We start from the raw sequence: 19409 nt of genomic DNA, 5'->3' as shown, positions 1-19409 counted from the left end.
ATGTCTCCTCCCCTCCTGCCGCTCGCCGGTCAGAAACCGCCGATTTTTATGATGGTGATGATGTAGAAAAGAACAACAAGCGCAGCCAGGGCGATCCCCAAGGCGACATTGCGGCCTCGTCTGGACCTCTTTTGCGCTTCGTTGAGCTTGATCGTTTCCATTATGCCGAACCTCCCAGCAACGTCAGGAATGACGGCGCGAGATGATCGGCCAGCAAGCCAGAAAAAATCGCAAACAGGTAAAAGACGGAATAGGCAAACATCTTCTTGGCTTGGACCATGCGCTCATCGCCATCAGGCATGCGTCGAACCGAGATGGAACAGTAGATGAAGATGGCGCTGAGCACGGCGGCGAAGATGCCGTAGCCTGCACCGGCAAGCCCGGTAAAATAAGGTGCGACAGCGGCAACTGCGGTCAGCACCGCGTAGGCGATCATCTGATTCTTGGTGGAACGTTCGCCAGCGACATTCGGCATCATCGGAATGCCAACGGAACCGTAATCGCGCATCTTAAACAGAGCCAGAGCCCAGAAATGCGCCGGCGTCCAGAGAAAGATGATGAGGAACAGGATCGTGCTGTCCACCGATACACCGCCCGTGACACAGGCCCAGCCGAGCATGGGTGGAAACGCGCCCGCCGCTCCACCGATGACGATGTTTTGCGGTGTCGAGCGCTTGAGCCACATGGTGTAAACGACAGCGTAAAACACAATCGTGAAGGCCAGGAGACCGGCGGAAAACCAGTTGACGGCAAGACCAAGGATTGCGACGGAAAAAACCGAGAGCGTCAGCCCGAAGGCCAGTGCTTCCGTTGGCGCGATCCGGCCGGAGGGGATGGGACGCCGGGCTGTTCGCGTCATGACGGCGTCGATATCGGCATCATACCACATGTTCAACGCACCAGACGCGCCAGCGCCCACCGCGATGCACAGAATAGCAACGACGGCCAAGACTGGATGAATGCTGCCCGGTGCCAGAACCAGCCCTGCAAAACCGGTGAACACCACCAGGGACATGACGCGGGGCTTCAACAGTTCGAAATAATCGCGTGCGCTCGCTTCGGAAAGCCTGATGCCATCCATATCCAGCGTGTCGCGATTGTCGATAACGGTCATATTACCTGCTTTCATAGGAAACGCCGCGCATATATGCGGCGCTCCTTTTAAGTCTTTTATCTGAGCGTGAAACCCATCTCTACCATGACTGGTTGAAGGACACGCTTGGACAAAATGCCTCAGCGGATACGGGGGAGCTGTTCCCACTGGTGATACGGCGGAGGAGACGACAACTGCCATTCGAGCGTCGTCGCGCCTTCACCCCATGGATTGTCGCCTGCTACCCGCTTCTTGGCGAAGGCTTCCCAAACGCCGGCGAGGAAGATGAGAACCGCCACAGCCGAGATATACGAGCCATAAGACGATACCGCATTCCAACCTGCGTAGGCATCCGGGTAGTCGATGTAACGACGCGGCATGCCAGCAAGACCGAGGAAGTGCTGCGGGAAGAAGATGAGGTTAACGCCGACGAACATCACCCAGAAGTGAAGGTTGCCGATCTTCTGGCTGTACATGTAACCGGTGATCTTCGGGAACCAGTAGTACCAGCCCGCGAAGATTGCGAAGACGGCGCCCAGCGACAGCACGTAATGGAAGTGCGCCACGACGTAGTAGGTGTCGTGCAGAGAGCGGTCGAGACCGGCATTGGCCAGTTGCACGCCCGTCACACCACCCACCGTGAAGAGGAAGATGAAGCCGATGGCCCAGATCATCGGTGTCGAGAACGTCAGAGAACCGCCCCACATCGTTGCAATCCAGGAGAATATCTTGATCCCCGTGGGAACCGCGATGACCATGGTTGCGAAGACGAAGTAGCGCTGCGCTTCGAGTGAGAGGCCGACCGTGTACATGTGGTGCGCCCACACGATGAAGCCGACGGCGCCGATCGCCACCATGGCGTAGGCCATCCCGAGATAGCCGAAGACCGGCTTCTTGGAGAAGGTCGATACGATGTGGCTGATGATACCAAAGCCAGGCAGGATCAGGATATAGACTTCGGGGTGACCGAAGAACCAGAACAGGTGCTGGTAAAGGATCGGATCACCACCGCCCTCCGGCGAAAAGAACGCGGTGCCGAAGTTGCGGTCTGTGAGCAGCATGGTGATGCCACCGGCCAGAACAGGCAGGGACAGAAGCAGAAGAAACGCAGTGACCAGAACCGACCATGCAAAGAGCGGCATCTTGTGCAGGGTCATGCCCGGCGCGCGCATGTTCAAGATGGTGGTGATGAAATTGATCGCACCAAGGATCGACGACACACCAGCAATGTGAAGCGAAAAAATCGCCAGATCCACCGCAGGCCCCGGCATCCCGCTCGTCGAGAGCGGCGGATACATGGTCCACCCGCCACCGACACCATAAGCGCCTGCAGGTCCCTCCACGAAAAGCGAGAGAAGCAGGAGAATGAAGGCGGGCACGATCAGCCAGAAGGAGATGTTGTTGAGGCGCGGAAACGCCATGTCCGGCGCGCCGATCATGATCGGCACCATCCAGTTGGCGAAACCGCCGATCATGGCGGGCATGACCATGAAGAAGATCATGATCAGCGCATGGGCTGTTGTGAACACATTGTACATGTGCTTGCCACCATCGATAGCGGCATCGCCTTCAAAGCCGTACACCATGGCTGCGAGACCATGGAAAATCTGAATGCCCGGCTCCTGCAACTCCATGCGCATGACAACGGACAGGCCACCGCCAATGATACCGGCAATGATCGCGAAGATCAGATAGAGCGTGCCGATGTCTTTGTGGTTGGTCGAAAAAAACCAGCGCTGAGCGAAGGTCGGCGTGTGCGCATGGTGCGCGTGGTCGTCATGATGAACATCATGGGCGTGAGAGTGGTGATCGTCGTGTGCGGATGGTCCAGCCATTGTCCTCACTCCTTACCTTACTTGGTTTCGTTTTCGGCAACTTGAACGGCACTTGGCGCACCATCCATCGAAGCCATGAGCGCCCGGTTCGCACCGCTCAGATCTGAGGCGGCAGCGGTATGCCAGGTGTTGTACTGCTCTTCGGAAACCACCCGTATGGCGATTGGCATGTAAGCGTGATCCTTGCCGCAGAGCTCGGAACACTGCCCGTAATAGAGGCCTTCCTTCTCAGGCTTGAACCACGTTTCGTTCAAACGACCCGGCACAGCGTCGATCTTGACGCCGAAGGCCGGCATGGCGAAGGCGTGAATGACATCGGTCGGCGCAGATGTCACCAGCAGGCGCACGGTCTTGCCCACCGGAACGACCATTTCATTGTCCACCGCAAGAAGGCGCGGATAACGCGCAATATCGCTTTTGCCAGCGGCCGAACGGTCGGCGTCTTTCAGCAGGTAGCTGTCGAAAGCGAGCGGCTCGGCACCTTCCGCTGCGGTGTATTCATAATTCCACTGCCACTGGGTGGCGGTCGCCTTCAGTGTCAGATCCGGGTTTTCCGGCTGCGTCAATTGCGCATTGAGAAGGTTGAACGACGGGAATGCCAGGAACATCAGGATGAGGACCGGCGCCAGCGTCCAGACGATTTCAATCGCAGTGTTGTGACTGGTCTTGGATGGAACCGGATTTTTCGATGCACGGAACTTGACGGCAACGACAATCAACAATGCGAGCACGAACAGCGTGACCGGAACGATAAACCAAAGGGTATATTGTTCGAACCAGCGAATTTCATGCATGATGGGCGTTGCCGCCTCCTGCAAACCCATCTGCCACTCTTTCGGCTGATCGGCGCTGACGCCGCCAGCCGTGAGCAGACAGATACTGCCCACCAAGCTTGCGTAAATTCTGTTAGTCACGGTACCTCTCCCTCACGCGCCTGATCAAGATCAATCTCAAACGCAGAATCCATGCATATAGACTAGACTTCAAATCATAGTTTGCCTTTCGCCGCAATATCGCCTTGGTTTGCAAGCGACGCATTTTTGCCTCTCTCCTCCCCCATTTAACGCGGTTAAACTGCCCGTAAAGAGCTCGCATCCCGCAAACCGTGTTGGGAGAGGGCCACAAAGTCCTATTTTGGCCGCACTCCCTTGGAATTGAAGACGGCGGCTCTTTCCTTTCCGGTTCGGGAGGTCAAAATAGCCGCACTGATTCGAATCCTGAGGTATCCATGCGTCTGTCCCCGATTGCGCGCGCTTTATTTATCGCCGCCGGTCTTTCCATCACCCTTCCGGCAGTCGGTTCTGCCCAGCAGCAGCAACAGCCGGCACCGGGTCAGCCGCAGCAACCGGGAACGCCGAAATCGACGCATGGTGCATGGTCCGTCATCTGCGACAAGCCTGCAGGCGCATCTGAGGATCAATGTGCTCTGATGCAGAACGTGATTGCTGACGACCGGCCCGAGGTTGGGCTGTCCGTCGTCATCTTGAAGACAGCGGACCGCAAATCCCGCATCCTGCGCATTCTCGCACCCCTGGGCGTCTTGCTGAAGGACGGGATGGAACTCTACATCGACAACAACAATATCGGCCGCGCCTATTTCACACGCTGCTTCTCCGAAGGTTGCTATGTGGAAGTCGATATCGACGACGAATTGCTGAAGGTGCTGCGCGCCGGCAAGAATGCGGTTTTTGCACTACGTGAATCCGTTGATCAGGACCGCGTGGGTATTCCCATCGAGCTTGCCGGCTTTGCCGAAGGCTATGACACGCTTCCTTGACCAAACTTGCGCGCCGAGGCCTCAGCACTTAAATGCGCTGTCAACAGCAACGACTGGAGCCTGCGATGACCCAAGATCTTTTGACGCTTTTCGATTGCGATGAAGGGCAGTTGCGCGCCAAGGTCGCTGATGCACTAGCGGGTTCCGATGACGGCGAGTTGTTCGTGGAGCACGCGCAGGCGGAATCGCTGACCTTCGACAATGGTCGCCTGAAGGGCGGGAGCTTTAACACCGATCAGGGTTTTGGGCTTCGCGCCGTGGCGGGCGAAACCGTGGGTTATGCCCATGCGGGCGAGCTTTCGCTTTCGGCCCTTGAGCGTGCATCCGATGCCGTTGGCGCGGTGACACGCGGTTACTCCGGCTCTTACGCGGCCGCCCCGCAGCGCACCAACAAGAAGCTCTACGGTGACGAGAACCCAATCGGCGCGCCAAGCTTTGAGGAAAAGGTCAAGCTTCTGACAGAAATCGACGCTTACCTGCGTGACAAGGACCCGAAGGTTCGGCAGGTCACGGCAAGCGTTGCCGCAAGCTGGCAGGTGGTGGATATCCTGCGTGCCGACGGACACCGCGTCAGCGACATCAGACCTATGACACGGATCAATATTTCGGTGATTGCCGGCGAAGGCGACCGACAGGAAAGTGGTTCCTACGGCATTGGCGGGCGCGCCGGCTTTGGCGATTTCATCACGACGGAAAACTGGCAGCGAGGCGCGGATGAGGCTTTGCGGCAGGCGCTCGTCAACCTCACTGCGGTCGATGCGCCTGCGGGCACGATGGATGTGGTGCTGGGCGCCGGGTGGCCTGGTGTGATGCTGCACGAAGCTGTCGGTCACGGTCTGGAAGGCGACTTCAACCGCAAGAAAACGTCGGCCTTCGCGGGCCTGCTGGGCGAGATGGTGGCCGCACCCGGCGTGACCGTCGTGGATGATGGCACCATCGACAACCGCCGCGGCTCGATAACCGTCGATGATGAAGGTACGCCTTCTGCCTATAATGTCCTGATCGAGGATGGCAGGCTGGTGGGCTACATGCAGGACCGGCAGAATGCGCGCCTTATGGGCTTAAAGGCCACCGGCAATGGCCGTCGCCAAGGCTACTCGCATGTGCCGATGCCACGCATGACCAATACCTATATGCTGGGCGGGGACAAAACGCCGGAAGAAATCATCGCTTCGGTGAAGAAGGGTATCTACGCTGTCTCCTTCGGTGGCGGTCAGGTGGACATCACATCAGGCAAATTCGTCTTCGGCTGCACAGAAGCCTACCTTATCGAAAACGGCAAAATCGGCGCGCCGGTCAAGGGTGCCATGCTGATCGGCAACGGGCCTGACGCCATGAAGCGAGTTTCGATGGTTGGCAACGACATGAAACTCGACACCGGCGTCGGCAATTGCGGCAAGGCGGGGCAATGGGTGCCTGTGGGCGTGGGCCAACCGCATCTGCGCATGGACCAAATTACCGTTGGTGGAACGAAGGCGTAAGCGCCCGCCCCCCCAACCTATCGAAAAACCTCTTCCGATTGTGCGCTGCACTGCAACGGTTTCGATCAACTGGAGTTGCCATCTCTGCGCGTCAGCGCGATATTACTCTCTTTTTAAAGGCGATATGGCCCAAAAATGACTTTTACAGCAAATGCCCTCGTCCCCGAACTGGCCGTCAGCGACTGGCCGAAAAGCCGATCTTTCTATTGCGATCTGATTGGTTTTCACGTGGTGTACGAGCGCCCGGAAGAGGGGTTTACCTATCTTGCGCTGGGCGACGCACAATTGATGATCGACCAGTTGGGTGCGGGGCGCACATTCGAAACCGGGAAAGTGCCGATCAACTACCCCTTCGGACGTGGCATGAACCTGCAAATCGTCGTTCCTTCTTTGGAAGCTATTCTGGAGCGGATCGAGCGAGCCGGTATCGAGCTTTACCTGCCGCTTGAAGAGAAGTGGTATCGCCGCGGAGAAACCGAGGTGGGAAATCGGCAATTCATCGTGGCGGACCCGGACGGTTACCTCATCCGTCCATTCGAAAGCCTGGGCGAACGCCCTTTCCGGTTCGGTTGAACGAATGAAGCAACTGCTACGAAGACCAAAAGCCATTATTTTCGATATGGATGGTGTCCTGATCGAAAGCGAAAAGCATTATCGCGATTCCTTTCTGGCCGCCTCGGATGAGGGTGGCCACGGCATGTCTGTGGAGGTCTATCAAAGGGTGTGCGGTAGCCCGTGGGATACGATCACGGCGACGATCCGCGAGGATTATGGTGATGATTTTCCGATGAGCGACTTCCGCGATGCGTGGCTTCGGCATCTGGCGATCCAGATGGCCGATGGGGTGGCCTTGAAAGCGGGTGTTTTCGAAATCCTGGATTTACTGGATACACTTGGGCTGCCTCGGGCTATTGCAACCTCATCCGGTCACGACTCCGTCAACCGCCACCTTGGTCCTTTCGGCATCCTGAAACGGTTCGATCATATTCTGGCGCGCGGCGATTATGCCGAACCCAAGCCTTCGCCACTCCCCTATCTGACCGCAGCGGCACGTCTGGGCGTAGCACCGGAAGATTGTCTTACGATAGAAGATTCCTACCACGGCGTTCAATCGGCCTGGAGCGCCGGTACGCAGACGGTCATGGTGCCCGATGTTGCACCAGCAACCGATACGATGCGAGAGAAATGCGTGGCGATCTGCGACAGTCTTTTCGATGTCGCAACACTGTTAAAGTCAGTATAATTTGATGTCAGACGCTCGGATCAAATAGCCATTTGCGCTTGATCGACTCGTCAAGGTCGAGCCCGCTGTGATGGGCGAGCAACAGCACATGTCCCAACACATCAGCGGTCTCGTCCGAAAGATCCCGACGCATTTCCTCTTGCGTCTTGCCTTTGCTACGTCCGCGACCACTCAACCGGTTCCACGCCTGGGTGACCTCTCCGACTTCTTCCTGAAGCTTGAGAAGATACCAGTCCGGGTCCCGCTCGATACCATTGGCTTTTGCGTATGTCTGCGAGGCAGACTCAAATTGCTGCATGAGTTTGGTCAGCATGATGTTCATCCTTTGTTCGGAAGAACCCAACATGATTCCTTTTGGCGTGTCGAGATGAAACAGGCGGTAGCTGTAAAAGCCACCGCCTGTGAGTGGTCAGGGATACATCCGCACCTTGGACCATTCGCCTTCCGGCATATCACGGCGGAATTCGATGCGGTCGTGCAGGCGGAACTTGCCATCCTGCCAGAATTCAATCGTCAGGGGCTGGATGCGGAAACCGGACCAGTGCGGCGGGCGTGGAATCTCGCCGATCGCGTATTTTGCGGTATAGGTGGCAACGGCTTTTTCGAGCGCAAAGCGGCTTTCAAGCGGGCGCGATTGCTTGGACGCCCATGCCCCGATGCGGCTGCCGCGGGCGCGCGATGCGTAATACTCGTCCGCCTCCTGATCGCTGACGACCTCGACCGAGCCACGGATACGAACCTGCCTGCGCAGGCTCTTCCAGTGGAAGCACATGGCACCTTTTTTCTGTCCCAGCAGCTCTATGCCCTTGCGGCTTTCGAAATTTGTGTAGAAAACAAAGCCGCGTTCATCGGCATGTTTCAGCAAAACCATACGCACGCTGGGCATGCCATCTTCGTCCACCGAGGCAAGCGCCACGGCGTTTGGATCATTGATTTCCGAGGCCGTTGCATCTCGCAGCCAGTCCGCGAAAAGTGCAAAAGGTTCATTTTCCTCAGTAAAGTCACTGGATGTTAACCGACTTTCCGACATATTGAATAAAATGCTCCTGAGCTGATTTTCACACCAGAGATGGATTCTGGCCTTAAGATGGTGATCGTCATAGCAAAGTCGAACAGTCGAACAAAGAGCTTCTTAGCTTCAGTCGTGGATGTTTCCGCGACTGCCTGCATGCTTGTCATGTTGACCAGTTGCGTTAGTCTCGATCTTTTCGGCGGAGAGAAGGTCGACAAATCCCTGTCCACCGCTTCGGTACCCAACCATCAGACAACGCAGACTGTGTCTGATGATGCGACAATCCGCAATGCCGTTACCTCGGCCGATCTTGCCAAAGTCTCGGACGCGCCTCTTCCCTGGGCCAATGCAGCAACCGGCAGCGCAGGCGTTGTCACTGCCATCCGCGAGGACCGAAGCACCGGCTTCGTCTGCCGCAACTTCGATACCACCCGCCATTCCTTCGAGGGCGTTGCCAGCTATAGCGGGCAAGCATGTCTGTCCGAGACGGGTGACTGGTTAATGACCCGGTTCAGCCAGAAATAAAGCATTTACCTTATCTGGCTGTTTCAGCAATGCGGTAAGTCCGGTTGCTGGACCGTAAAGGTCTGATTAGCAACTTCTTGCGACAGTGAAGCCCAATTTCAAAAGAACGATGCAACGCAAAACACTGCGTGAACGTTCATGGCGGGTGTAATTCGTGTTGAAGGCTTTTCATGACGAAAAAATACCGCCTCAACAGACAAGCATGACGGGTGGTGCGGATGCGTGATCCCTACTCTATTCTCGGCGTTCAAAAGGATGCCGGATCGGATGAGATAAAGGCGGCCTGGCGGTCGCAGGCGAAAGCCGTTCACCCGGATCATAACCGCAACGATCCCGATGCCACCGCACGCTTTGCGGAAATTGGTCAGGCCTATGATCTGTTGAAAGATCCTCAAAAGCGCGGGCTTTACGATCAGGCACGCCGCGCTGCCGAGACCAAAAAGCGCGATCAAACCATCATTCAGCAGCGTGCTGCCGCCAGAGAGGCCGCACAGCGAGCAAAAGCCGCCGAAAAACTTATGGAAGAGCTCGCGAAGGCGCAGGCTCGAAATGTCGAAGCCCAGGCGCAAGCCACCGACGAGAGCGCAAAGCCTGAAACGGCCGAAGACATGCTGGAGCGGATTTTCGGAGCAGATGCCAAGGCCAAGGCCGCAGCTGCTGGTCAGGCGACAGGCGCTGAAGCAGCCCAAGCTTCTGCCGACGACAGCACCAAGACCCAGAAGGAAAAAGACGACGCGCGCACCGAACAGGCGACGAGCTTCTTTGCCGCCCTGATGCGCCGTATCCGCGGTACAACCCCGTCAGCGGAAAAAGCCCCTGATATCACGGCGGAAGCTATCATTACCGTGACCGACCTGATCGAGCAGAAGTGGCTGACGATCAATATGCCGGAGGACCGGGAAGTTCGTTTCGCGCTGGAGCCCGGCATGACGGACGGTTATGTGGTGCGGTTGAAAGGCCAGGGTCTGAAACTGCCCGACACCAACAGGGGCGACCTTGTCGTAACCCTGCTCGCATCGCGCGAAGGTCCGTACACGATCAACAATTTCGACATACACACGACGCTTCCGGTTTCCTTGGCGGATGCGGTCCTGGGTTACGAAGCGACAGTTCAATCCCCACACGGCGAGCTGAAGGTGGATGTCCCGCCATGGTCCGGTTCTGACCGCTCCATCCGGGTAGAAGGCAAAGGTCTGCGCGACGCGTCCGGCGGTTACGGCGACTTCGTGGTCGAGGTCCGCATCGTCCTTCTGGATACGCCTGACGCCAAGGTCATGGACCTCATGCGCCACATGCGTGAAGGCCTTTACCTTTAAACCCTGGCCATCAGGATTTCCCGGATTTAATCGGCAAAGCCATTGCCAGACGAACCGTTTGTCTACTTGGCGTCTAGTCGCGAGCTGTCGAGACCTGTTTCACGGAAAGACGTGCACAACCCACCCTTTGTTACATTCCCTAACATGAGATGATCTCGGGCCTGCTTGAACCCGCGTTCGGGCTATGCCATAGGCAGGTTCGATTTATGTATAGGGAGCATCCAATGGCTCAGACATCCGGCCTGATGGCTGGCAAGCGCGGCCTCATTATGGGCGTCGCAAACAATCGCTCGATCGCCTGGGGGATTGCGAAGGCCTGTGCCGACGCAGGTGCCGAACTTGCATTCACCTGGCAGGGTGACGCCCTGAAGAAGCGTGTCGAACCACTCGCGCAGGAACTTGGCGCGTTTATGGCAGGCCATTGCGACGTGACCGATCTCAGCACGATCGATGCGGTTTTTGCAAACATCGAAGCGCATTGGGGCAAAATCGATTTCGTCGTTCACGCCATCGCGTTTTCCGACAAGGACGAGTTGACAGGTCGTTATCTCGACACCAGCCGCGACAATTTCAATCGTACCATGGATATCTCTGTCTACTCGCTGGCCGCTGTTGCCAAGCGCGCAGACCCTGTCATGAACGATGGCGGCTCGCTGCTGACGCTGACCTATTACGGCGCGGAAAAGGTGATGCCGAACTACAACGTCATGGGCGTTGCAAAGGCTGCGCTTGAGGCCAGCGTCCGCTATCTGGCGGTCGATCTGGGTGGCCGTGGCATTCGCGTCAACGCCGTTTCGGCCGGTCCGATCAAGACGCTCGCCGCCTCCGGCATCGGCGACTTCCGCTACATTCTCAAATGGAACGAGTACAACGCTCCCCTCAAGCGTACCGTTTCCATCGAGGAGGTTGGCAAGTCTGCGCTCTATCTTCTGTCGGATCTGTCGACGGGCGTGACGGGTGAAATTCACCACGTCGATTCCGGTTACCACACGATCGGCATGAAAGCGGTGGACGCACCAGACATCTCTGTCGTAAAGGATTGAAGGGTTAGCTGTCGCGCGAATGTGTAAGGCATATTTGCGCGACATGTGCGATCAACGGTCGAAACGCGTCATCAATGATTCGTTTATAATGCATCGTATAAGACAGGAGTGCCGCTTTGCTGGTCTATGTTATCCGCCACGGACAGACAGACTGGAATGCGATACGCAGGCTTCAAGGCCAAAAAGATATTCCCCTCAATGACTTCGGTCGCTCGCAAGCTGTTGCGAACGGCAAAGCCCTGTCCGGGATTCTCGGCACGACAGCCAATGATTTCGACTATGTCGCAAGCCCCCTTGGCCGAACCCGTGAAACGATGGAACTGTTGCGCGGCGCGATGGGGCTGGAGCCTGATGCCTATCGCACGGATGCACGTCTCGTCGAGGTTTCGTTTGGCGATTGGGAAGGCTATACCATACCAGAGTTGAAGCTGGCCCACCCTGACAAGGTGAAAGCGCGCAAGGCAGCGAAGTGGGACTTCATTCCACCGGGTGACCATGCCGAAAGCTACGAAATCCTATCCTGGCGGATTGGTGCCTGGCTGTCCTCGGTCGAGCGTCAGACAGTGTGTGTGTGCCATGGCGGCGTTATCCGCTCCATCTTCCGCCTCATCACCGGTATGGATAAGGAAGAGGCTGCGGATATCCCTATTCCGCAGGACCAGATTTTGAGGGTTGAAGCAGATCTTCGAAAAGCCGAATGGGTCGATACAATCTCTCACGCGTAACGTCGGTTACTGGATGACCTCGAGATCATCCACCACCCTCTTGCCATCGACCTCAGTGTAGAAGACCACGACCTTCACACCTGCCTGCAAACCGTCAAAGTTGAACTCTTCCGGCACTTTGTAGCTTTTGCCATCCGCAAGGGTAATTGTCAGTCCCTTCACATCAACTTTGCTGATGGTCGATTCGACGTCGACGCTCTGCGCAAATGCGTTGAACGGAGCAAACAGACCTGCCGTGGCCAAAAGTGCGGCAATCATCAAACGCATCGCAATTGCTTTCTTAAAGCTGCTGAGAAAATTCATCTGCACCAAGATTTGCCTCCCGAATGTGGCGGAATTTGCCCGCAAACATGACATTTTCAATCCAATTGATGAATGAATTTTAACCTTTGATCAAGGCTTTAGCCAGGTTTCCTGTCCGCCTATAAGAGCATGCTTCCGTTTGGTTTACTGTGTTCATTCGATATCACTGAAATCGACGCCGATATTTACAGATTCAGAATATATTCGGTTTTAAGCTGTATAGACGTGTTATTTCGAAGATTACCGAAGGATAAGACCGGGTGAGTGTTTGGGCCAATATTGGGGACAGCCTCAACCAAATTATCAAAAAGCGAGCAATTGCGGCCCTTCTGGCGGTCGCCATCGCAGGCGTGACGCTCAGCGCCTTTCACATCATCGAAACCCGCGAAGAGACTGCCCATCGCGATGGGACGACGGACGATCTCGAGCGTGCCGTTACCCTTTTGCATGACAGGCTGGTCACGCGCATCCGTCAGGATGTTACCACGCTGAAGGCGCTGGCCCATTTCACCACCATAAACCCGGCAGCCACTCCGCAGGATTTCAGTGCAATGGCTGATCACCATCTTGCGCAGAACCCGCATTTCGTGGGTATCGGCTTTGCACCCCATCTCAAGCTTCAACAGTTTTATCCCGCCCCATCACCGGCAAGCCTCCCACACGAGACCCTGGATGCCATCTTGAGCGACCGACTGGTCCGACTTGAGGCTGTATCCGAGACGAAGAACGATTGGCAACCGATCATCGAGACGGGACCGAACGGCACGTTGTTGTTGATCGTTCCCGTCAAGTCGGGCGGGGAGGTATCGGGCGCAATACCCGGCCTCATCGATTGGCGCAGAATGCTGGACGGCATCGGATACGCATCCGGGACATCCGGCGACATGCGATTCGAGATTCGAGACAAGCTGACAAATACCACGGTGGCAGGCGACGTTGGTCCAGCGGGCGAAGACCCGTTCGTCAAGGCTATTGATCTGGATGGGACCGATTGGGAGATCCGTGCAACACCTGCGTTGGGATGGGGAGCGGCACCGAAGACCAGTCAGTCCTTGCAAGCCACCCTCGTGATCGCCGTCGCCTCCATGCTGCTGCCCATCATCGTCGCCGCATTGCTGCTGTCGGAACGCAACCGCAACATCAAGACGTTGCGTCTTCGCGAGGCAAAACTGGTGGAGCTTTCCCAACGTTTCAAACTCGCGATGGATTCGTCCAATATCGGGATCTGGGAAATCGAGAACGACACGTCCTGTTGCTATCTCGATGAGCGAGCCGCGAGCCTGCACGGTTTTCACATGGTGGAAAAACGTGTTTTACTAACGGAGTGGCTGACTGCGCTTGTGGTGGGGGACCGGTCCAAGGCTGCGCGGTTCTTCTTCACATGTTCCAGAGGACAGCAAACCTCTTCCGAGGTCTACAGAATTCCCGTGGTTGACGGTACCGTGCGATATCTGCGATCGGCTGGTTCCAGCTACATCAAACCCGACGGATCGCACCAGACCACCGGTATCATCTGGGACGTGACCGCAGACATGTTGATGGCGCAGAAACTGCGCGAATCGCGCGATACCAGCGACATCAAGAATGCTGAACTGGAGCTTGCCTTACAGGAACTATCCAACCGCGAGCACGAGCTGGAAGAATTGTCGGGGCGTTTGACCCTTGCGCTTGAATCCTACAATTGCGGGATATGGGAGGCTACGCACGACTATTCTCTGGCGATCTGGAACGAGCGCATGTGCGAGCTGTATGGGTTAGCTCCGCAGCCGGAACGTCGCGTGACACAGCAGGATTTCCTCAATTGCCTAGCGCTGGAGGAGCGTGCCGGCCTTTTCGACGACAACCTGATCAGTGAAGCCGACCCTTACCGCGCTGTCGTTCATCGAGTCGTCCTGCCGGATGGAAGCCTGCGCTATGTGAAGGCCGTCGGTCGCCTCCACGTTCACCGCGATGGTCGAAAGAAAATCGTCGGTATCGCTTTCGACGTGACAGCGGATGTGCTGATTTCCGACCAGCTTCAGTCGGCGAAAAACGATGCGGAAGCGAAAAATGCCGAGTTGGAGCAGACAAAGACACGCATCGAGCATAATGCGCTTCACGATCCGCTCACCGGCCTCGCAAACCGTCGCAAGTTCGATCAGGATCTGGATGCCTTGTCTTTGCAGACAAACGACGAAACCAAGCCATACGCGATCCTGCATCTCGATCTCGATCGCTTCAAGCAGATCAACGATACGCTGGGTCATGCTGCAGGCGATGCCGTGCTGGCCCATGCCGCCGGCATCTTGAGGAGCATCGTACCGGAAAACGATACGGTAGCGCGCATCGGCGGCGACGAGTTCGTCATTCTCATCCGAAACCTCGGCGACAAGGATCACATCAAGTCTATCGCAACGAAGATCATTGAAGCCTTCAGCCAACCTTTCGAATTTGCCGGCTTCACCTGTCGTTACGGGGTGTCCATTGGCATCGCGTTTGGAGATGGGACCACGGTGGATGCGCGAGCAACCCTCATCAATGCCGATCTTGCACTTTACCGCGCCAAGGCGACGGGCCGAAACCGATACGAGTTCTTCACCCAGAACCTTCAGGCCGAAATCATCAACCATAGGAAAATCGCCGACGAAATTCTGGTCGGCCTGGAGAACGGCGAGTTCGAAACCTGGTACCAGCCGCAATTTTGCGCCAACTCGCTTGAAATGACGGGTGTGGAGGCTCTGGTTCGATGGCGCCATCCCGTCAGAGGCATTCTGACGCCGGACAAGTTCCTGAAGATCGCTGAAGAACTCAATGTCGTATCGAAGATCGACCATCTCGTCTTGCAGCAGGCTCTTCATGACAAGGACATCTGGCGCATGAAGGGCATCGACGTGCCGCGCGTCTCGGTCAACGTCTCGGTTCGCCGCCTGCATGACGATCACCTCATTGAAAGTCTCAGCACTCTCCCGATCGGGCCTGGCGAAATCACCTTCGAACTGGTGGAGGCGATCTTCCTCGACGAGCACGAGGATGTGGCCACCGGCAATATCGACCGCATCAAGGCTTTGGGCATTGAGATCGAAATCGACGATTTCGGCACCGGCCACACGTCCATCATCAGCCTTTTGCGCCTGAAGCCGAAGCGTCTGAAGATCGACAGACAACTTGTCATGCCCATTCTCACCTCGCCACAGGAGCGGTCACTGGTCAGCTCCATTATCGACATTGCCCATTCGCTGGGCGTCGAGACCGTGGCCGAAGGTGTGGAAACACAGGAGCATGCGGTGTTGCTGAAACAATTGGGCTGCGACATTTTGCAAGGCTATGCCTTTGCCCGACCGCTTGCGCCACAGGATTTCTCGGCATTCGCCAGCGCACAGGAGTGGCGCCAGGTTTCCTGAGGAACACACTCGTCACCCATCAATGCGAACCGAATTGGTGAAATAAGGCTTTCGTCCCTGCCATCTTTTACACTATGACAAACCCGCTTCTTTTTAAAAACGTATTCCGTGTCTGGAATGCTGCTGGTTCGGTCTGGTTCTATGTCGCATAATACATTTGGTTATCTCTTTCGTGTGTCCACCTGGGGCGAGAGCCACGGCCCGGCCCTTGGCTGCGTGATCGATGGCTGCCCTCCGGGCATTCGCTTTACGCTCTCGGAAGTCCAGTCCTGGATGGACAAGCGCAAGCCGGGCCAGAACCGTTTTGTCACCCAGCGGCGTGAAGACGATATCGTCAAGGTGCTCTCCGGCGTCATGATGGATGCGGACGGTGAGACGATGATCACCACAGGCACGCCTGTGTCCATGATGATCGAGAACACTGACCAGCGCTCCAAGGATTACGGCGAGATCGCCCGCAGTTTCCGTCCCGGCCACGCCGATTTTACCTATGATCTGAAATACGGCATTCGCGATTATCGCGGCGGCGGACGCTCTTCTGCCCGCGAAACAGCCGCCCGTGTTGCCGCTGGCGCACTGGCCCGCAAGGTCGTACCGAGCCTTAACGTTCGCGGCGCGATGGTGCAGATCGGCAAACACAAGATCAACCGCGCCAACTGGGATTGGGCACAGGTCGATCAAAACCCGTTTTTCTGCCCGGATGCGGAGATGGTTCCGGTGTGGGAAGCGTATCTGGATGGCATTCGCAAGGCAGGCTCCTCCATCGGCGCCGTCATCGAAGTGGTGGCGGAAGGCGTGCCTGCCGGTATCGGCGCACCGATCTACGCCAAACTCGATCAGGATATTGCCTCCAATCTGATGTCCATCAACGCCGTTAAAGGCGTGGAGATTGGCGAAGGGTTTGCCTCTGCCGAACTGACAGGCGAGGAAAACGCCGATGAAATGCGGATGGGCGATGACGGCAAGCCGCTTTTCCTGTCCAACCATGCCGGCGGCATTCTCGGCGGCATCGCGACGGGCCAGCCCATTGTCGCACGCTTTGCGATCAAGCCGACCTCTTCCATTTTGACCGAGCGCCAATCCATCGATGCTGATGGCAACAATGTCGACGTGCGCACCAAGGGTCGTCATGACCCATGCGTGGGCATCCGCGCCGTGCCGATCGGTGAAGCTATGGTAGCCTGCACGGTTGCCGATCATTATCTCAGAGACCGCGGCCAGACCGGGCGTTTGAAGTAGGAACTTAGCATGGCATATGATCAGAAGCGTGTTGTTGAAGCTATCCGAGCCTTTGAGGCTGGCGAAATCGTTGTGGTCATGGATGATGACGACCGCGAAAACGAAGGCGATCTGATTGTTGCCGCCGTGCATTGCACGCCGGAAAAGATGGCCTTCATCGTGCGCCACACATCCGGAATTGTCTGCGCGCCCATGCCACGGGACGAGGCAAAACGCCTCAACCTCAACGCCATGGTCGCGGAAAATGATAGCGCGCATACGACTGCCTTTACGGTTTCGGTGGACTTCAAGCACGGCACCACGACCGGTATTTCCGCCAGCGACCGCAATGTGACGGTTCGCAACCTGGCAAATCCCAATGCGGGCGCGGCCGATTTTACCCGCCCTGGCCACATCTTCCCGCTGATTTCGCGAGAAGGCGGGGTTTTGATGCGCTCCGGGCATACGGAAGCTGCCGTCGATCTGTGCAAGCTGGCCGGCCTTCCATTGATCGGCGTCATCAGCGAACTCGTCAATGATGACGGCACCGTCATGCGCGGCCCTCAAGTTTCCGCCTTTGCCGACACACATGGGATGAAGCAGGTTTCGGTTGCCGATCTCATCGCCTATCGCCAGCGCAAGGAAACACTGGTCGAAAAGGAAAGCGAGTTTACGCTCGAAACGCCATTTGGCCCTGCAAAGGCGCAGACCTACTCCCTGCCCTGGGATCCGATGGAGCATATGGCTGTCATTTTTGGCGATATTCGCGATGGCGTCGATATTCCTGTGCGCCTGCATCCCGAAAACGTGGCCGACGACATCTTTGGCAAGAAGAAGCCGGTTCACCACTACATGGAAAAGATCGCAGCCGAAGGGCGCGGCGTCATCATCTACTTGCGTGAAGGATCGGTCGGGGTCGGACAGGTCGCAGGACGACGCAAATCCCGCGATCCTGATGAAGCCCACGTGCAGGCCCGGTCACGCGACGACGAATGGCTGGAAATCGGCCTCGGTGCGCAAATCCTGAAAGAACTCGGCATCACGTCGATCAAGCTTCTAACCTCCCGCGAGCGCCACTATGTCGGCCTCGAAGGTTTTGGCATCGAGATCAGCTCGACAGATATCGGATGATTTGCCGCGCATCTTGTCACCCGGCCTTGAGCCGGGGCGACGGGGTTGTGTCATTCACCGCTGATCGCTCTACCCCAGCCAGCCATCCAGATACCGAACGGTTTCCACACCCGTGAACTTAGCAAGGCGGTTCAACTCGGCATCCAGCTTTGCCAGACGTCCCGACGTCGCGAGCACGCCCTTTTCAAGCCAAAGGCGCTTCACATCCAGCCTACCGCCCTTACGCTCCGCCTTCATGTCGATGCGGCCGATGAGGCGATCCGCTTCCAGAAGCGGGAAGACGTAGTAGCCGTATTGCCGTTTCGGCTCCGGCACGAAAACCTCGATACGGTAGTAAAAGCCAAACAAGCGTTCCGTGCGGGCGCGGTTGCGCAGAAGCGGATCAAACGGGCTGAGGACACGGATGCGGTTGGGAGCCTCGATATTGGCGTCCGTCTCCCCGGCAAACCCTTCGAAGGCATAGGAAACGCGCGCCTTTTCCCCGTCGCAGGAAGCGAGCGAGACCTCGCAGAGTTCGTCGCGATGATCTGTCACCCATGCCCGCGCTTCCTGCGGCGTGACGATATCGAAAAAGGCGGCAAGCTCGCCCGAGGTGGCAAAACCGAGCCGCGTCAGCGCTTCCCGGCAGGCCCAGTCCAGGAATTCGTGGTGAGGCACTTCAAGGTCGTGATGCACAGGTGGAATGACCCGTTCCGCGAGATCATAGACCTTCTGGAAATTGACGCGGCCAGCCACGGCCAGCTTGCCGGTGTGCCACAGATATTCCAGTGCCGTTTTCGATGGATGCCAGTTCCACCAGCCGCCGGATTGATGCCCCTGCGCTTTCATGTCGCGTGACATGGTGGGGCCGTTTTCGGCGATGCGACGATAGGTTTCCTCGAAGGCCGAATCGAACCCCTCCCCGTGCCAGTTACGCCAGCGTTCCTGAATGATCGGCTCACGGCGGCGGAAGCGGTGTTTCCAATAGGGGTAGAAGGTCGCCGGCAGGATCGAGGCGTCATGCGTCCAGTGTTCGAACAGCGCCCGGTCTTTCTCCAGCAGTTCTGTCAGATGGTGACGCTTGTAGGTCTGATTGCGGGAAAAAATGATCTGGTGATGCGCCCGCTCCACGGTGGCGATGCTGTCGAGTTGCACAAAGCCGAGATCGGTGATGAGTTTCAGCAAGTCGTCCTTGCCCATGGCGCGGCTGGGCGATGCGGATAGCCCCTGTCGCGCCAGAAAAATACGTCTTGCTGCTTCGTTCGAAATCCTGATCACCATGGCAAAAGCGTATGGTCACATCCCTTAAAAATCAATGTTCTTTTTTTGTTCCTTGTTTCGTTTGCCC

19 protein-coding genes are annotated in these 19409 nt (G+C 56.9%); 11 read left to right on the top strand and 8 right to left on the bottom strand.

Going from position 1 to position 19409, the window contains the following annotated elements; translation table 11 throughout:
• Nucleotides 1–29: 29 nt before the first annotated feature.
• From EKM04_RS22925 to coxB, 4 genes are all read right to left on the bottom strand, one after another.
• A complete protein-coding gene (locus tag EKM04_RS22925; RefSeq protein ID WP_268842293.1) occupies nt 30–161 on the bottom strand; it encodes a cytochrome c oxidase system small membrane protein in 132 nt (43 codons plus the stop codon).
• The gene (locus EKM04_RS10300) at nt 161–1114 is read right to left on the bottom strand and encodes a heme o synthase (protein WP_174152316.1); all 954 of its coding nucleotides are present in this window, start codon (nt 1112–1114) and stop codon (nt 161–163) included. The genes EKM04_RS22925 and EKM04_RS10300 overlap by 1 nt, the downstream gene beginning before the upstream one ends.
• Nucleotides 1115–1233: 119 nt before the next feature.
• Complete coding sequence (gene ctaD / locus EKM04_RS10295; RefSeq protein WP_183894307.1) at nt 1234–2928, bottom strand: cytochrome c oxidase subunit I; 1695 nt, start codon at nt 2926–2928, stop codon at nt 1234–1236.
• A 17-nt stretch (nt 2929–2945) separates the two neighbouring features.
• Entirely contained in the window at nt 2946–3842 is an 897-nt protein-coding gene (gene coxB, locus EKM04_RS10290; RefSeq protein WP_174152265.1) for a cytochrome c oxidase subunit II, read from the bottom strand.
• 314 nt (nt 3843–4156) lie between these two features.
• On the opposite strand from coxB, the gene EKM04_RS10285 reads away from it, so the two are divergent.
• From EKM04_RS10285 to EKM04_RS10270, 4 genes are all read left to right on the top strand, one after another.
• On the top strand, nt 4157–4705 hold the full coding sequence (locus EKM04_RS10285) for an invasion associated locus B family protein (RefSeq protein ID WP_183894304.1): 549 nt from the start codon (nt 4157–4159) through the stop codon (nt 4703–4705).
• Nucleotides 4706–4770: 65 nt separating this feature from the next.
• The gene (gene tldD, locus EKM04_RS10280) at nt 4771–6186 is read left to right on the top strand and encodes a metalloprotease TldD (protein WP_183894302.1); all 1416 of its coding nucleotides are present in this window, start codon (nt 4771–4773) and stop codon (nt 6184–6186) included.
• Between the two features lie 135 nt (nt 6187–6321).
• On the top strand, nt 6322–6759 hold the full coding sequence (locus EKM04_RS10275; protein WP_174152262.1) for a bleomycin resistance protein: 438 nt from the start codon (nt 6322–6324) through the stop codon (nt 6757–6759).
• Nucleotides 6760–6763: 4 nt separating this feature from the next.
• Entirely contained in the window at nt 6764–7429 is a 666-nt protein-coding gene (locus tag EKM04_RS10270; protein WP_174152261.1) for an HAD family hydrolase, read from the top strand.
• 7 nt (nt 7430–7436) lie between these two features.
• On the opposite strand, the gene EKM04_RS10265 is transcribed toward EKM04_RS10270, so the two are convergent.
• Both EKM04_RS10265 and pdxH read right to left on the bottom strand, forming a co-directional pair.
• Nucleotides 7437–7742 carry a MazG nucleotide pyrophosphohydrolase domain-containing protein gene (locus EKM04_RS10265; RefSeq protein ID WP_174152260.1) on the bottom strand — a complete coding sequence of 102 codons (306 nt, stop codon included), beginning with the start codon at nt 7740–7742 and terminating at the stop codon, nt 7437–7439.
• A gap of 96 nt (nt 7743–7838) precedes the next feature.
• Nucleotides 7839–8459, bottom strand: a complete 621-nt coding sequence (pdxH, locus tag EKM04_RS10260; protein ID WP_183894300.1) for a pyridoxamine 5'-phosphate oxidase — start codon at nt 8457–8459, stop codon at nt 7839–7841.
• A gap of 138 nt (nt 8460–8597) precedes the next feature.
• Here pdxH and EKM04_RS10255 point away from each other — a divergent pair, with 138 nt between their 5' ends.
• The 4 genes from EKM04_RS10255 (at nt 8598) to EKM04_RS10240 (ending at nt 12050) form a co-directional block, all read left to right on the top strand.
• Complete coding sequence (locus EKM04_RS10255) at nt 8598–8966, top strand: RT0821/Lpp0805 family surface protein (protein ID WP_174152258.1); 369 nt, start codon at nt 8598–8600, stop codon at nt 8964–8966.
• A 218-nt stretch (nt 8967–9184) separates the two neighbouring features.
• Nucleotides 9185–10282, top strand: a complete 1098-nt coding sequence (locus EKM04_RS10250) for a DnaJ domain-containing protein (protein WP_174152257.1) — start codon at nt 9185–9187, stop codon at nt 10280–10282.
• Between the two features lie 224 nt (nt 10283–10506).
• Entirely contained in the window at nt 10507–11325 is an 819-nt protein-coding gene (gene fabI, locus EKM04_RS10245; protein ID WP_183894298.1) for an enoyl-ACP reductase FabI, read from the top strand.
• Nucleotides 11326–11441: 116 nt separating this feature from the next.
• The gene (locus EKM04_RS10240) at nt 11442–12050 is read left to right on the top strand and encodes a histidine phosphatase family protein (RefSeq protein ID WP_183894296.1); all 609 of its coding nucleotides are present in this window, start codon (nt 11442–11444) and stop codon (nt 12048–12050) included.
• 6 nt (nt 12051–12056) lie between these two features.
• On the opposite strand, the gene EKM04_RS10235 is transcribed toward EKM04_RS10240, so the two are convergent.
• Nucleotides 12057–12317, bottom strand: a complete 261-nt coding sequence (locus EKM04_RS10235; RefSeq protein WP_174152315.1) for a DUF1344 domain-containing protein — start codon at nt 12315–12317, stop codon at nt 12057–12059.
• Nucleotides 12318–12613: 296 nt separating this feature from the next.
• Between EKM04_RS10235 and EKM04_RS23045 the strand changes: the two genes are divergently transcribed.
• The 3 genes from EKM04_RS23045 (at nt 12614) to ribB (ending at nt 18082) form a co-directional block, all read left to right on the top strand.
• Nucleotides 12614–15733 (top strand): bifunctional diguanylate cyclase/phosphodiesterase, encoded by a 3120-nt coding sequence (locus tag EKM04_RS23045; RefSeq protein WP_183894294.1) that lies wholly within the window; start codon nt 12614–12616, stop codon nt 15731–15733.
• Nucleotides 15734–15874: 141 nt separating this feature from the next.
• The gene (gene aroC, locus EKM04_RS10225; protein WP_183894292.1) at nt 15875–16972 is read left to right on the top strand and encodes a chorismate synthase; all 1098 of its coding nucleotides are present in this window, start codon (nt 15875–15877) and stop codon (nt 16970–16972) included.
• A gap of 9 nt (nt 16973–16981) precedes the next feature.
• Complete coding sequence (ribB, locus tag EKM04_RS10220) at nt 16982–18082, top strand: 3,4-dihydroxy-2-butanone-4-phosphate synthase (protein ID WP_183894290.1); 1101 nt, start codon at nt 16982–16984, stop codon at nt 18080–18082.
• Between the two features lie 69 nt (nt 18083–18151).
• On the opposite strand, the gene EKM04_RS10215 is transcribed toward ribB, so the two are convergent.
• The gene (locus tag EKM04_RS10215; protein ID WP_183894288.1) at nt 18152–19342 is read right to left on the bottom strand and encodes a winged helix-turn-helix domain-containing protein; all 1191 of its coding nucleotides are present in this window, start codon (nt 19340–19342) and stop codon (nt 18152–18154) included.
• Nucleotides 19343–19409 lie beyond the last annotated feature (67 nt).

Origin of the sequence: Rhizobium skierniewicense Ch11, assembly GCF_023757665.1 — a bacterium.
In the GTDB taxonomy this organism is placed as follows: domain Bacteria; phylum Pseudomonadota; class Alphaproteobacteria; order Rhizobiales; family Rhizobiaceae; genus Agrobacterium; species Agrobacterium skierniewicense.
The sequence above is the reverse complement of the archived record's forward strand: the minus strand, read 5'-3'. Positions and strand labels throughout refer to the sequence as shown.